Here is a 15,448-nt window from a genome sequence, read left to right on the forward strand (position 1 = left end):
ATTAATAAAAAACAAGAGTTTTATAAAAATTATTAATATTATGTTAATATGCTTTCATAATATAAAATATATGTTATTATATAATTCTCTAATTTTTAAATTTTAAATTAATATATATGATATTAGCAGATATATTTTTTGATATTTTTATATTTCCTATAGAATTTATTATAGAAACTCTATTTTTTCTATTTAAGAATATATTCAATTTATCTTATAGTACAAGTATATTCTTATTAAGTTTATCAGTAAATTTTTTATCTCTTCCTCTCTATAATGTAGCAGAAAAATGGCAGGAAAAAGAAAGAGACATTCAAAATAAAATGAAGCCTATGATAGATAATATAAAAGCTGTTTATAAAGGTGATCAAAGATATTTACTAATAAGAACCTGTCATAGAATTAATGGATATAAGGTGATTTATGCATTCAGAGGAGTTTTAGGGCTTTTAATACAAATACCTTTCTTTATAGCAGCATATAATTTTATATACAGCCTATCCGATTTATCTCAAGGAAGTTTATTTTTCATAAAAGATTTTTCAAAGCCTGATAATTTAATAAACGGTATTAATTTACTTCCATTTACTATGACTATATTCAGTATACTTGCCGGAATGGTTTATAGTAAAAAATTGACTATAAAAGAAAGTATGCCTCTATATATAACTTCATTAATATTTCTAATCATATTATATAATTCGCCTTCAGGATTATTATTTTATTGGAATATAAACTGTTTATTTTCCTTAATTAAAAATATTGTTTTGGAATACAAATTATATAAAGCATTAAATAAAGATAAAATATTAAAAATATGTAATATATCTGTTATATTGGCTTTTATAATATTGATTGTGATGTCTTTTAAAAATAAAACAGATATAAAAAATATTTTAACTCTTTTTATAGTAATAATATTAACGTTAAATTTTGATTATATAGAAAAATCATTAATTACAAACAATAATTTTATAAAATATAGATATAAACTGCTTATATTATCATGTTTGATTATAACCGTACTTTCAGGGCTTTTTATACCTACATCATTAATAAATAATTCAGTGTCAGAATTTAATAATCATTTGAACCTAATAATAAATAATTTTTCAATGAGTATTGGAATATTTTTATTTTATCCTCTGTTTATATATAATATATTTTCAGATAAAACAAAAAATTATATAACATTGGCATTTATCTTTTTGTCTGTAATATTCATAATAGACACGTTCATTTTCGCAGGCAATTATCCTAATATGAACTCTGATTTTATGTTTGACAGTGCAATTAAAATAATCAATAAAGATATAATAATAAATATTGTAATTATATTAATATCATCATTATTAATTTATTTTATAATAACAAAATCAAAATTTTCTATATTGATCAACATTGATTATATAATCATATTTGTATTGATTGCTTCATCAATATTCTATACATATAAGGTATTAAGCTATGATGATACATATACAAAAACATCATATAAATTAAAAAACGGAGAAAAAATATTTAATATCTCAAGAAATGGAGAAAATATATTCGTTATAATATTGGATAGAGCCATACCTTCATATTGGTTTGATGCTTTTAACAGATTTGAAGAATATAAAGATATGTTTGATGGCTTTACATTCTATCCTAATACTGTTTCATACAATTATAACACCATAACTATAGCTTCTATTTATGGAGGTTATGATTATTTGCCTTATGAAACAAGCACTAATAAAAATAATAATCTTACAAATATTCATAATCAAGCTTTATTGACATTGCCTTTATCATTAGAAAAATACGGCTATAAATCCTATATACTTGAGCCCGTTTATGCTAATATGTCTTTTAATGGAGACTTAAGCATATTTAAAAGCTACAGCAATATTAAAGCCTACAATAAAGATTATATTTATGATTATAGTATAAATAAATATACAAATGAAAATAATATAATAACATCTAATTTGGATAATGATAAATTGATAAGATTTTCATTTTTTAGAATAATACCTGTATGGCTAAGAAAAACATTATACAGCGGAGGAAAATGGCTTATAAATGAAAATAATATTATAAATACTAGTATAGAAAATTATGCTTTATTAGATTCTATTAAAGATTTAATAAATATAGATGAAAATGGCAATAATTATAATATAATGCATAACAATACCACACATGAACCTCATTATTTTCTTCCTGATTTATTGCCTTCAGTATCTTTGAATTATATAGATACTAATGATTTAAAAATATATAAAGATACAAACAGCGTAAGACATTTTTATGCTAATGCTGCCTCAATGAAAAATATAGTTAAAATAATAGACTTTCTTAAAAAAAATAATGTTTATGATAATACAAAGATAATAATTATTTCAGATCATGGATATAGAATAAACTCTAAATATTTTGAAAAGCCTAATACCAAATTCATAGCTTTATATAATTCTTTATTAATGTATAAGGATTTTAACTCGAAAGGCAGATTAAATATTGATACCAATTTTATGACTGTAGCAGATATGCCCTATTTAGCAGTTAATCATATAAAAGATATAAAAAACATATTCAATAATAAAATAATAACTAATGATTATAAAACTAATGGTGCTAATATAATAAGAATAAGAAGCTGGAAGCCTGAAAATCAATCATCAAACACTTATGATTTTAATAGTTATTATCATGTAAATAATAATATATTTGATACTAATAATTGGAAATTTTACCGCTGGTATTATTCTAGTAATTACAGCAAGGAAAGAGATTTATCATTAGGCTTTATTGAAGAAACAACTAATGATTAAAAATTAGAATATTCTATTTAATAAATCTATTCAAATTAATAAATCTATTCAAATAACAATATTTAAAAACAAAAAAACCAGCCAAATAGGCTAGTTTATTTAACGAGGTATAAAAAATATAATATGGAAAAATTCTTTCAAATATGAATAGCAGTAAGATTTAAGTCGGACAATCTCCGAATAAAGGAGGTGATCCAGCCACACCTTCCGGTACGGCTGCCTTGTTACGACTTCACCCTCATCATCAGTCCCACCTTCGGCGCCGCCCCCCTTGCGGTTAGGCTAACGACTTCAGGTAAAACCAACTCCGATGGCGTGACGGGCGGTGTGTACAATCCCCGGGAACGTATTCACCGTAGCGTTCTGATCTACGATTACTAGTGATTCCAACTTCATGGAGTCGAGTTTCAGACTCCAATCCGAACTGAGGCAACTTTTTTGAGTTTTGCTCCACCTCGCGGTCTCGCTTCTCTTTGTACTTGCCATTGTAGCACGTGTGTAGCCCTGGACATAAGGGCCATGAGGACTTGACATCATCCCCACCTTCCTCCTACTTGAACGTAGGCAGTCCCCTAAGAGTGCCCGACATTACTCGGTAGCAACAAAGGGTGAGGGTTGCGCTCGTTGCGGGACTTAACCCAACATCTCACGACACGAGCTGACGACAGCCATGCAGCACCTATGTAAAACGTCCTTGCGGTCTGACTTATCTCTAAATCATTCATCTTACAATTCAAACCCAGGTAAGGTTTTTCGCGTATCATCGAATTAAACCACATGCTCCACCACTTGTGCGGGGACCCGTCAATTTCTTTGAGTTTCACCCTTGCGGGCATACTCCTCAGGCGGTACACTTAAGACGTTAGCTACGGCACTCCTATTTAAATAGAAGCACCTAGTGTACAACGTTTACGGCTAGGACTACCAGGGTATCTAAGCCTGTTTGCTCCCCTAGCTTTCGTGATTCAGCGTCGATAAATGCCCAGATGACTGCCTTCGCTATAGGTGTTCCTCTCGATATCTGCGCATTCCACCGCTACACCGAGAATTCCATCATCCCCTACAATATCCAAGACTTACAGTATCCGAGGCGTTTCCGAAGTTGAGCTTCGGTCTTTCACCTTAGACTTATAAGTCCGCCTACTCACCCTTTACGCCCAGTAAATCCGAGCAACGTTTGCCTCCTACGTATTACCGCGGCTGCTGGCACGTAGTTAGCCGAGGCTTACATTATCTACTGTCACTCATTCTTCGATAATTTCCGAGGTTTACAACCCGAAGGCCTTCATCCCTCACGCGATGTCGCTCCATCAGACTTTCGTCCATTGTGGAAGATTCTCAGCTGCTGCCTCCCGTAGGAGTCTGGGCCGTATCTCAGTCCCAATGTGGCCGGTCACCCTCTCAGGTCGGCTACCTATCGTAGCTTTGGTAGGCCGTTACCCTACCAACAGGCTAATAGGCCGCAGGCTCATCGTAAAGCGGATTACTCCTTTCCTCTACTCTACTTATGTAGCAAGAGTATATGCGGTATTAGTCCATGTTTCCATGGGTTATCCCCCACTCTACGGCAGATTACCTACGTGTTACTCACCAGTTCGCCGCTAACTTATCCAGTTGCCCGAATAAGCCCGCTCGACTTGCATGCTTAAGACGCATCGCCAACGTTCGCTCTGAGCCAGAATCAAACTCTCCATACTCACTTTTGTGAATCTGAAATGATTCTTTATTTTTCTATTCTACTGAATAGAGATTTACTTACTTAAAGAAATGTTACAAATTGTAACCGTTGGGTCATAGAACTTATTAAGTTCATTTACACCAGTTGTGTTTTGTTTTTCTTAAATTGCTTCTGCTATCCATATTTCAAAGAACTTTTATTTTTTGTTTGTGTCAGCTGATGTTTCGTTTTGTTTTTTGTTTCTCATCAACTGTTTTATTATTATAGCATACACCTAGAAAAACACAATAGCTAAAAAGGGCGTTTTTTATAAAATTTCAGGCTTTTTTATTAAAATACAGTATTTATAAAACATATAATACATATTGAAGCTAGCTAAAAATATATTTTGCCATTTTTGCCAAAAATGAGCCCCAAAATAGCCTAAAAATCTTGAAATTTTGGGAATTTTTGGGTGATTTTTGGAAAATTTATTCTGAAAAATCCAAATTTTCTGGAATTTTTAGAATAATTTTCAAAAAAAGTGCGTAAAAAATTTAAAATTCAAGAAATCTAAGGAAATTTTAAGACTAAATTTCCAAAAAATACTCATAAAAAAATTAAAATTAATGAAATTCTGTGAAGTTTCTAAGAATATATTTTGAAAATTTCTTATAAAAAATTCAAAATAAAATTATTAAAAACAAATCCGATAAGAAAAGTCTGATTTATATAAAATAAAGTATCAAAATATACAATAATAAAATATTTTGTTAAAACTTGATTTTATATTAATTTAGATATATTATATACATACTGGAGTAGAATTTTGGAAAACATTATAGATATAATCAATAAAGCACAATTAAAAACAATAGATAAAGACACATTTTTGTCAATAGCATCGATGTGTTCGTTCATTCCAAAATCTATAACAGAAAATAATACTTGGAAGAAATTATCTTTATCTGCTAAAGAAGTATACAGAACTTTAGTAGCTAATTATGATTATGAGCTTGGAATAGCTAAAACAACTCATTCTCAAATATTAAATGAAGCAGGTATAGGCGGAAATGCTACTATAGTAAAATCATTAGATACTTTAGAAGAGAAAGGTTTTATTACTAGAGTAGAATCTAAGGCAAAAAGTCATCATTATCTTATGCCTTATCAAGAAAAGTTTTATGCTACTATATGTAATTTTGAAGCTAGAGACTTTTCTATACTATATACTGTAAATAAAAAAGCTAAAAAAGATACCCAAATTAAACAAGTTACTAATAAACTTTTCTTTAAAGTTTGTTATAATTTAAGTTGTTTAGGTATAGATGAGCCTCAGAAATTGATAGATAAATATTCTTCTGATGGAAATCAGCTTAGAATAATTCTTTCTATGTGTAATTATGTTTATATAGCAAAAGAAAAAAATCTAAATAAAGATATAAATTTAAATAAATATCTTATAGATTCTTTAAAAAGAGGCAATATAACTGAAAACATATTTGATGAAAAGACAATGAATACTATAAAAAGTATATTAATAAACAGAAAACAAAATATAACAGAGTGAAAATATGGCAACAAAAAAAACTACAACAAACAAAAAAGACGAAACTAAAGAAACAAAGAAATCAGCAACCGAAAAAACTACTAGCAAAAAAGAAGAGCCTGTAAAGAAAACTACAGCTAAAAAAACTACTGAAAAAGCTGAAAAGAAAGAAGAGCCTGTAAAGAAAACTACAGCTAAAAAAACTGCTGAAAAGGCTGAAAAGAAAGAAGAACCTGTAAAGAAAACTACAGCTAAAAAAACTACTGAAAAAGCTGAAAGAAAGAAGAGCCTGTAAAGAAAACTACAGCTAAAAAAACTGCTGAAAAAGCTGAAAAAAAAGAAGAGCCTGTAAAGAAAACTACAGCTAAAAAAACTACTGAAAAAGCTGAAAAAAAAGAAGAGCCTGTAAAAAAACTATAGAAAAAGTTGAAAAAAGGAAGAACCTGAAAAAAAGTTGCTGAAATTGCTACAGTAGAAGAAAAAACAGTAGAAACTAAAGAAATAAAAGAAACTAAAACTGAAACAAAGCCATTAACTTCCATTCTGAAAAAAAATGATGATGAAAAAAGAGATTTAAAAGATATAATCAAAGAAGCTACATCTGAAATAAAAACCGCAGATAGAAAAATCGTTCTTAAAACTTCAACTCCAGTTAGAAAACTTGAGTCAATTAAGACGGAAAATACTGAAACTAAAACTGAAAGAGAGTCTATAACTCTTCTTAAAGAAGCTATAAAGGCAAAATCTAAGAATGTATCAAGACCTGTAAGCGTAAAAAAGCGTATAGCTATAGTAGATGTGGATGATGATGAGAATTTAGATAATACTAGAAATACTACTGATGAAATAAGTACTTCTAAACCTGTTATAAGTAGTGTATTTGCAGCACATAATATAAAAACAGAAGAAACTGAAAAAGTAGAAGAAAAAAATGAACAGATTGAAGATACTACTGCTACTGAAGAATCAAATACAGAAACTATAGCATCATCAGCAATAGTTCATAATAATACTTCATCTCCTTATTCTTTCGAAACATTTGAATCTAATAGAGAAAAAGAAGAAAAAACTGAAGAAGTTGAAAAAACAGAAGAGAATAATTATACTCAAGATGAAAATACTGAAGATAAAGCTAGTGAAGAAATAGAAACTAAAGAAGATTTGATAGAGGAAAAAGAAACTGTAGTAGAAGAAACTAAAGAACTTGATGTAATCGCAGAAGAGAAAACTGAAGCAGATACTGATGAAGTTGAAAAAATTGAAGAAACTGTAAAAGAGGAAACCGTAAAAGTAGAAGAAAAAGCTACATACAGTAAAAGCGATATATTTAAAAGACCTGTTATTATACCTACTGATGATGAGCATATTCAGAAATCTAAATTCAATCAGGAAGAAATTGATACCGCTATAAAATCTGCTCCTACAATAGATGAAAATGCTTCTGTAGAAAACTATAAAGATTATTCTTCTTCTTCAGCATCAGAAACAAAAATAGAAGAATTAAAAGAAACTATCAATGAAAAAATTCAGGAATTGAAAGATAAAGAAATAAAAATCATAGAAACAGAAGATGAATTGAAAACTTCTTCTTTACCTGAAATTGAGAAGAAACCAGCTGAACCTTATGTAGCTCCTGATCATTCTATAAGTGAGAATAAAAAATCTAATAAAATTGTACCTATAGTGGGAATTATAATTATAATATTGGGATTATCATTCTTAGGCATACAATTCTTCTCTGGAAGAAATAATGAAATAGATGATAATTTCTATGAGGAAGTTACAAATAATAATACATTAAATACTAATGATTTAACAACAAATAATGTTATATCTGTTACTAATAATATAAACACTAATATTACTAAACCGCAAACTAATAATGCAGTAAATACTAATACCACTAGACCACAGACTAACAATACGGTAAATACTCAAACTAATACTACTAGACCACAGACTAACAATGCATTAAACACTCAAACTAATACTACTAGACCGCAAACTAATAATGCAGTAAATACTCAAACTAATACTACTAGACCGCAAACTAACAATACAGTAAATACTCAGACTAATACTACTAGACCACAGACTAACAATGCGGTAAACACTCAGACTAATACTGCTAGACCGCAAACTAACAATGCGGTAAACACTCAGACTAATACTGCTAGACCGCAAACTAACAATACAGTAAATACTCAGACTAATACTGCAACACCTCCTACTCCTCCGAAAGAGCCTGAGATAACACCTCCTACTCCTCCAACACCTCCGCCTAATCCTCCAACAGCAAATACAAATGCTGCTGCAAATAATACACAGGCGAATAATAATACATTAGCATACGATACAGATACTTATAAAACAAAGTGGACTGATACATTATCATCAATAGCCACTGCCGAGCTTGGAGACAGCAGAAGATGGCCTTCAATAGCAGTACTTAATGAAAATATAATAAAAAATAATCCTGACAGTATAGTATTCAATATAGATATAAAAATCCCTAATGGGGGAAAAAAAAAATTAGAAGATATGAATGATTCAGAAAAGAGAGCTTTGTATAATGATTATATAAAAGTATCAGAAATGTACTCAAAAATGGGGAAGCAAAATCTAGCAAATACAATAAAATCTCAAGCTAATTCTATACTTAAATAAAAAATCAATAAAATGAAAAAATCTAACAAATCAAATAACAAAAATTCTATACTAACATTTTCATGCACTGGATGTGGTATATGCTGCAAAGAAAAAGGATATGTATTTTTTAATGATGATGATATAAAAAGAGCATCTAAATTATTAGAAATATCACCTTTGGTTTTTATAAATAAATATTTAGAATATGAAGAAGGATATGGTTATTATATAAAAGTAACCGATGATAAAGCCTGTACATTCTTAGATGAAAATAATAGATGCACAATTAATAGTGCTAAACCTAATCAATGTGGTACTTTTCCATATTGGAAGGAATATATGGATAAAAACGGCAATTTAATATCCGGAAAATTCAAAAGAGCCTGCCCAGGTGTCAAAATAAAAAAATAATTTTTTGATATTTATTTTTTTTCAAATATATTATATAATACAATCCGAAAGTATTATGTAATTTTTATTTGAGGTAATTTTTTATAATGAATGATTTGATTGAAAAATACGAAATTCTAACAGTAAAAGAGCTGAAAACCATAAAAGATCAATTAATAGCTCACAATATACCATTATTTAGATTAGATAAAGAAAGAAAAGTTATAGTATTTCCAACAGAACAATTAGGCTTGATAATTGATAATGAAAAATACAGCAATCTAAAAATATATATACCTAAAAATTTTTCTATGTTTATAGAAGAATTCAAATCTATTACTCAAACAAATAATTCAGATAATACTTCAGATGAATCTACTCCTTATGTATTTAGAACACCTAAAGAGTCAGAAAAAGAGATGGGTAAAAGAATATCCGAAATCTCTAAAATGACATATAAGGAAAAAGTTAATACAATAAAAAATTATGATGAAAAATTAAAAGAAATTGCTGTAGATAAAGAAACAGGAATCAATAAGAATACAGCTCAACAAATTGTAAATGTAGGTAATGATGTAGGACTTATAGCCAAAGTTACTATGTTTGAAAGTATTCAAAAGATTAAAGGTGAAGAAATCACTCAAGAACAGGCTAAAGAAGAAAATCAGGAAATAACTGAAACTACTACAAATTTAGTTACTACTATAGTTGATATGCTTGCTGCTAATACCGAAACACAGAAGGTATTTGATGAACTTAGAAATTATTCTGATGGTGGTGTAATGTCTCACTCTAACAGAGTATTTATATCTTATGTCAATTTCATGGTATTCTATAATAATTTAATAAACAGAAGACATTTAGTACATAAAATAAGAACTTCATATACAAGTAAATATAAAAAATTCTATGAGCAAGTTGAAAATATGTTCAACAAAGAAGGAATTCATAAAAATTTAGCTACTGTAGAAGATTGTATAGATAAAGGTATAAAAATCATAGAAGAAAGAGAAATGAATCTTTATTCCGTAGGAGCTTTACTTCATGATATAGGAAAAGTTAAAGACTTAGACTATTTTGAGGGAGCTAATGGAAGAGATTATGAAAGAATAAAAAAACACTTATTTAACAGCTATGCTTTAGTAAGTCAAACTTCTGAATATCCTCTTGAAGTTATACTTACAGTGGCTTTACACCATGAATATTATGGATTAGGATACGGCCCTTATGAACATTTACATGCTTTGAAATTAAAAAAATATCCTAATTTCCAAATACAGAGAATAATGACTTATGATGCTAAAGCTATAGATGAATGCGAGGCTTTTGCTTATTTCCCTGCTAAAATGCTTGAAATTATAGATGTATACGATGCTTTAATAGACCCTGCTAGAAAATATAGAGGAGGAAAAACTTTCACTCCTGAAGAGGCTCTTAATATTATGAGAGAAGATTTTATAGAAAAGCATGTTAAATTAGACCCTATATTATACGATGTATTTGTAGAATTTTTAAGCAACTCTATAGAACAGGATTTAATGTCTTGCAAATTAATATAAGAAATTTTTATTATAAATAATATAAAAGCCAATCAAAAGCATATTAAACTGCTATGATTGGCTTTATTATTTATTACTTATCTTTAATAATTATTGTCATTTGTACCTTGTATTTCTTCTAAGGCATCAATACCATTTTTGAAAGCAGCAAATATTTCCTGCCAATTACTTGTAGATAATATAGATATTCCTATATCCTCATAGTCTTCTTCACCAAATTGATTTATAAAGTTAAATCTTATATTTGATATAGATTTATTTGCAAAACTTTCAAATTCACTGTCCTGATTGAATTTATATCTCACCTCAACATCATAATAGTTAATATCACCCATTAAATAAGGATTATATATAACTTTTTGTATATTAGTAAGTTCAAGTGTACTTCCATCATCAAATGTAAATATTATAGGCGTACCATTATTGACATATAATTGACTAGGATATTTATATCTAAATTCTAATGTAAGAGTTCTACCTGCTCTTTTATAAAATCTGAATCTATTATCCCTCAAATATTTATATGTTTCCTTCCAAGATGTATATATATTCATTTTGGAAGTGAGTTTGTCTCTCTCTGTAAAAAATAATCTGCTCTTTAATGCATTAGTTGGGTTATCATTTAAATTATCCTGAGAATAAAGAAAAGAGGAACTCAATGATATAATAAAAAATGAAATTAATAATATATATCTAATCATTTTAATTTCCTTAAATAGTTTATACTGTTAATAAATACGGAATTTAAAACTTAAAATTAAATATAAGAAATGTTTTTTTATAAAATTTTATTGACAAGTATATCATATTTGTTAGAATAACATAACATTTTTTATAGTAATAAAACTTTGGAGGCAATAATGGAAAGCATAATAATACTATCAATCATAATTATAATAGCAGTATTCGCTGTGATAAATTATATAAAAAAGATTAAATCAGGAAACTGCTGTTCATCAGAAGGAGCATTTCAAGCAATAGAAAAAGTTAAAGTAAAAGATAAAAACAAGAATAATTATCCATATAAACAAATAATTAAAATAGGAGGTATGACTTGTACGCATTGTGCTAAGATAATAGAGAATAATTTTAATAAAATTGAAGATGTATATGCAAAAGTAAGTTTTGATAATGAAGAAGCCATCATATTAACTAAAAAGCAATTAGATAATAAAGTATTTGAAGATGCTATAAAAGAATCAGGATATAGATATTATATAAAAAATTAAAAAACAAATTTAATGGGGCGGGTGGGCGGGCAGAATAAATCAAAAAGAAAAAATATAATGTTTTTTTTAAATAAGCAATAAAAATAATTTATGTTTAAAAATTCTACTTACATACCCCACCCTATAAATTTTCTGCTTTTATTTGCATTATAATTTTATTTAAATTTTTAGTATTAAAAAGAAAAAGCATTGCCCACCCAAGTTTTTATTAGGTTAGCATGCATGATAAAAATATTTTTTATAAAAAATAGGAAGTAAAAAATTACTCCCTATTTTTAATATTAATTATATTCTATTAATTATCTTTTACTTTTTCATCTTCTTTTTTACTATCATCGCTACTTTTAGCTAAAGTAGGACTTTCTTCTTGTTTAGGTCTAGCCCTTAGAGAATTAAGTAAAGTATAAGCAACTGCTACATTCTCTTCACCAGAAGAAGAAGCAACTCTAAATGCCATAAGTGAAGAATATCTGCTTCTTCCATAAGCATATCTGAATCCTATCTCAACAGTTTCTCCAGGCCCAATATCAACAGTTTCATTATCAAGCACTATAGTAGATAAAGCCTGAGCTAAATCTGTTTTAATAGTTACATCATTTTGCATTTTAGAAGTTCTATTAACTATAGTAAGCACTCCTGTTCTATTTCTCTCATCCAATTTAACAGTAACATTAAATGGGTTTTCAGAATATTTTTCTTCTATTCTTGAAACAATAGAAGCATTAATATTAGCCCATTCTCTTATACCATTTCCAGAACCTCTAAATTTAGACCATAACATTCTTGATATATCATGGAAGAATATACCTCTTATTCTGCTGCTTCTATTAAATTTAGCTTCAGATTCATATACTCTTCTCATATATTCAAGTTCAGGTCTTAGACTTCCGTCCTGAAGTCTGTTATCTATCATATTTCCAACTAACACATTGTATTCACCTGATAGATACTGAGGCCAAGCAGTAAGCATGCTAACATGCTGAGGACGGCTAGCTTCATATATCATAACTGCATCATAATCTATACCAGCATCAAAGAACATATAAGGATCCTGTCCATGCTCCTGACCATGATTCCAACCTAAAGTAAATGCCCATAATTTTTTTCTTATTCCAGAATCTTTTATAGCTTTTATTATTAAAGCTTCTTTATGAGCTCTGAACCATCTCCATTTCATACCTATTTCTTTTCTTCCTCTATTAACAGCAAGCCAACGCATACGAGCAGCTTTACTCATAGTAGACCAATTAGAAGGCACATAAACTCCTGTAAGCTCTACCATTTCATCAACCATCTCATATCCATCAACCTCACCTGTTCTTATGAAGTCAAGACCTAAATATGATATATTAGGATTAGAATCATATCTTTTTAATATATCTATAATATCCTGCACTCTTTTAGGATCATCTAAAGATATGTGTCTGCTTTCTACAAGACTTTGAGTAGCAGAATTGTATCCTATAGAAACCTCATAACCGCCTTTTCTAGCACCACCGCCTGCAGCAAAATAACTCATAACATAAGCACCAAGTTCAACATTACCTTTAGCTTTGCTAGAAGCAAGATTCTCTATATTTTTAATCATAGCTTTAGCCCAAGGCTCTTCCGGAGTGATTCCTGCAGTCCAACCAGTAGTCTGTCCTCCTATTGCCCAGAACATATCGCATTTCATATATCTTACCCAATCATATATAGCATCATAAGTTGTAGGCTCACCTGTTTCTACACTAGGTATTTTTTTAGTTGTTAAATCTATTGCATATTCTAAAGTAGCTATCTTTTTAGTTTCTTTAGCTGAAGGAGACTGTCTGCCTTTTACAGTAAAGTCTTTAGTATAGCCGTATACACCATTTTTAGTCTGAACTAATACAACAGCCTGATATTCTCCTAAATCTCCGCCGAATGGATGCAAATAAGTTCCCTTATACTCTGAATTTTTAACTTTAAATACATTAATAGAATGTCTTTCATCTCCATTCATTCTAACTATTTTATCTTTTTTGTATCTTACATATATACTTATATTTTTTACAACATCTTCAGTATATACAGAAGCATTAATAACTACCGGTTCATATCTAAATACTGATATTTTGGATAAATCTATTGCCACTCTTGGAGCTTCTCTGTTTCTAGCATTTTGTATAGCTAAATCTACAGCCACACTAAGCTTATCAGCAGTTTTGTCTATATTATTAGCATTATATGCCATAGCAGGAAGTATATTAGGATTAGGCATTTCAGTGCTCATCTCTTCATCACTAAGAAGCATATTTTGATTTAAATATTCTATATCAGAATCTGCACTAATTTCTTCTTCTGTATATATATCTTCCAAATCTACTGACAAATCATAATCATATATAGGCTTTGAGGTAACAAGGGAAAGAGAATCAGGATTATACATATCTATTCTATGATTCTTTTCTGTTTCATCAAAAAGATAATCTGTATTATTATCATTATAACTGACTATTGTCATTCTTTCACCTATACCGAAAGTTAATGCTACCAATGATATAGATATAAGTAATAATATTGTTGTGGCTATTATGCTTCTTTTCATTTACTATTTCCAATTCGTTATATTTTATTATATATTAGTGTTTTGTCTAGCATGTTTAGAATGTTTAGGGTGTTTTGCTATTTGTTTTTTTAGATGTGAAGAATCAACATGAGTATAAATTTCTGTTGTTGTAATATCTGAATGTCCAAGCATTCTTTGTACTGCTCTTAAATCTGCACCATGCTGTATAAGATGTGTTGCAAAACTATGTCTTAAAGTATGAGGATAAATATTTTTTTCTATTTTACTTTTTTTCATAGCCTCTTTAACTATTTTCCAAATACCTACTCTAGAAATTTTATCTCCTCTAAAGTTTAGAAATAATTCTGAAGTCTTTTTACCCTTCACCATTATCACCCTGCTGGTTTGAATATATCTCTGTAAAATATCTAAAGCTCTGTCATTAATAGGCACGATTCTCTCTCTCTTACCCTTACCGCATATCTTTAAATACTTTCCTTCAAAAAATATATCATCAATTTTTAAAGAACAAATTTCACTTACTCTAAGTCCTGAAGAATACATAAGTTCAAATATAGCTTTATCTCTTAATCCTTTATCAGTTTTCTCATTATGAACTGCAAGCAAATCATCTACTTCTGTATCTGTAAGAGATTCAGGCAATACCCTTTTTAATCTAATAACCTCTAAATTGTCTGTAGGATTTTTAGAAATATAATTCTCCATTACTAAAAATTTATAAAGGTTAACTATACTTACTTTATTTCTTGCCACAGTTCTTGACTTTGAACCTTGCTCTTTTCTTTCACTTAAAAATTTTTCAATATCTTTTCTTGTAGCTTTTAAAATAGATTTTTTATTTCTGCTTAAAAAATCAAGATATATTACAATATCTCTTTTATAAGATTCTAAAGTATTGGAAGATAATCCTTTCTCCACTGCTTCATAATTTAAATACATTGATAATATTTCTTGATCGGAAACCTGTTTTACTGACATTGAAATCTGCCTCTTAATTTAAGATATAATATACAAAATTAAGCTGATTATGAATAATCAACCTAAC

Annotated in this window: 11 protein-coding genes and 1 rRNA gene; 7 read left to right on the forward strand and 5 right to left on the reverse strand. The window is 28.8% G+C overall.

Annotation, left to right across the window (positions count from 1 at the left end; translation table 11 throughout):
• Positions 1-116 precede the first annotated feature (116 nt).
• Positions 117-2,819 (forward strand): YidC/Oxa1 family membrane protein insertase, encoded by a 2,703-nt coding sequence (locus BINT_RS12905; protein ID WP_014489010.1) that lies wholly within the window; start codon positions 117-119, stop codon positions 2,817-2,819.
• A gap of 182 nt (positions 2,820-3,001) precedes the next feature.
• On the opposite strand, the gene BINT_RS12910 is transcribed toward BINT_RS12905, so the two are convergent.
• Positions 3,002-4,516: ribosomal RNA gene (locus BINT_RS12910) — 16S ribosomal RNA — on the reverse strand.
• Between the two features lie 789 nt (positions 4,517-5,305).
• Between BINT_RS12910 and BINT_RS12915 the strand changes: the two genes are divergently transcribed.
• Both BINT_RS12915 and BINT_RS15250 read left to right on the forward strand, forming a co-directional pair.
• Positions 5,306-6,046 (forward strand): hypothetical protein, encoded by a 741-nt coding sequence (locus tag BINT_RS12915; protein ID WP_014489011.1) that lies wholly within the window; start codon positions 5,306-5,308, stop codon positions 6,044-6,046.
• A gap of 4 nt (positions 6,047-6,050) precedes the next feature.
• Positions 6,051-6,320 carry a hypothetical protein gene (locus BINT_RS15250; protein WP_014489012.1) on the forward strand — a complete coding sequence of 90 codons (270 nt, stop codon included), beginning with the start codon at positions 6,051-6,053 and terminating at the stop codon, positions 6,318-6,320.
• Here BINT_RS15250 and BINT_RS15255 read toward each other — a convergent pair.
• Positions 6,286-6,615 carry a hypothetical protein gene (locus tag BINT_RS15255; protein ID WP_041177488.1) on the reverse strand — a complete coding sequence of 110 codons (330 nt, stop codon included), beginning with the start codon at positions 6,613-6,615 and terminating at the stop codon, positions 6,286-6,288. The genes BINT_RS15250 and BINT_RS15255 overlap by 35 nt on opposite strands.
• A 208-nt stretch (positions 6,616-6,823) precedes the next feature.
• Between BINT_RS15255 and BINT_RS12930 the strand changes: the two genes are divergently transcribed.
• From BINT_RS12930 to BINT_RS12940, 3 genes are all read left to right on the forward strand, one after another.
• Complete coding sequence (locus BINT_RS12930) at positions 6,824-8,692, forward strand: LysM peptidoglycan-binding domain-containing protein (RefSeq protein ID WP_014489014.1); 1,869 nt, start codon at positions 6,824-6,826, stop codon at positions 8,690-8,692.
• A gap of 12 nt (positions 8,693-8,704) precedes the next feature.
• The gene (locus tag BINT_RS12935; protein WP_014489015.1) at positions 8,705-9,085 is read left to right on the forward strand and encodes a YkgJ family cysteine cluster protein; all 381 of its coding nucleotides are present in this window, start codon (positions 8,705-8,707) and stop codon (positions 9,083-9,085) included.
• A gap of 86 nt (positions 9,086-9,171) precedes the next feature.
• Positions 9,172-10,623, forward strand: coding sequence for an HD-GYP domain-containing protein (locus BINT_RS12940; protein WP_014489016.1), 1,452 nt, complete (start codon positions 9,172-9,174; stop codon positions 10,621-10,623).
• 83 nt (positions 10,624-10,706) lie between these two features.
• On the opposite strand, the gene BINT_RS12945 is transcribed toward BINT_RS12940, so the two are convergent.
• Positions 10,707-11,324, reverse strand: coding sequence for a hypothetical protein (locus BINT_RS12945; RefSeq protein ID WP_014489017.1), 618 nt, complete (start codon positions 11,322-11,324; stop codon positions 10,707-10,709).
• 159 nt (positions 11,325-11,483) lie between these two features.
• Here BINT_RS12945 and BINT_RS12950 point away from each other — a divergent pair, with 159 nt between their 5' ends.
• Positions 11,484-11,852 carry a heavy-metal-associated domain-containing protein gene (locus BINT_RS12950; protein WP_014489018.1) on the forward strand — a complete coding sequence of 123 codons (369 nt, stop codon included), beginning with the start codon at positions 11,484-11,486 and terminating at the stop codon, positions 11,850-11,852.
• A 295-nt stretch (positions 11,853-12,147) separates the two neighbouring features.
• Here the strand turns inward: BINT_RS12950 and BINT_RS12955 are convergent, their stop codons facing one another.
• Together BINT_RS12955 and xerD are read right to left on the reverse strand one after the other, a co-directional pair.
• Entirely contained in the window at positions 12,148-14,421 is a 2,274-nt protein-coding gene (locus BINT_RS12955) for a hypothetical protein (RefSeq protein WP_014489019.1), read from the reverse strand.
• A 27-nt stretch (positions 14,422-14,448) separates the two neighbouring features.
• Positions 14,449-15,381, reverse strand: coding sequence for a site-specific tyrosine recombinase XerD (gene xerD, locus BINT_RS12960; RefSeq protein WP_014489020.1), 933 nt, complete (start codon positions 15,379-15,381; stop codon positions 14,449-14,451).
• Positions 15,382-15,448 lie beyond the last annotated feature (67 nt).

Source organism: Brachyspira intermedia PWS/A (assembly GCF_000223215.1).
Classification (GTDB): domain Bacteria; phylum Spirochaetota; class Brachyspiria; order Brachyspirales; family Brachyspiraceae; genus Brachyspira; species Brachyspira intermedia.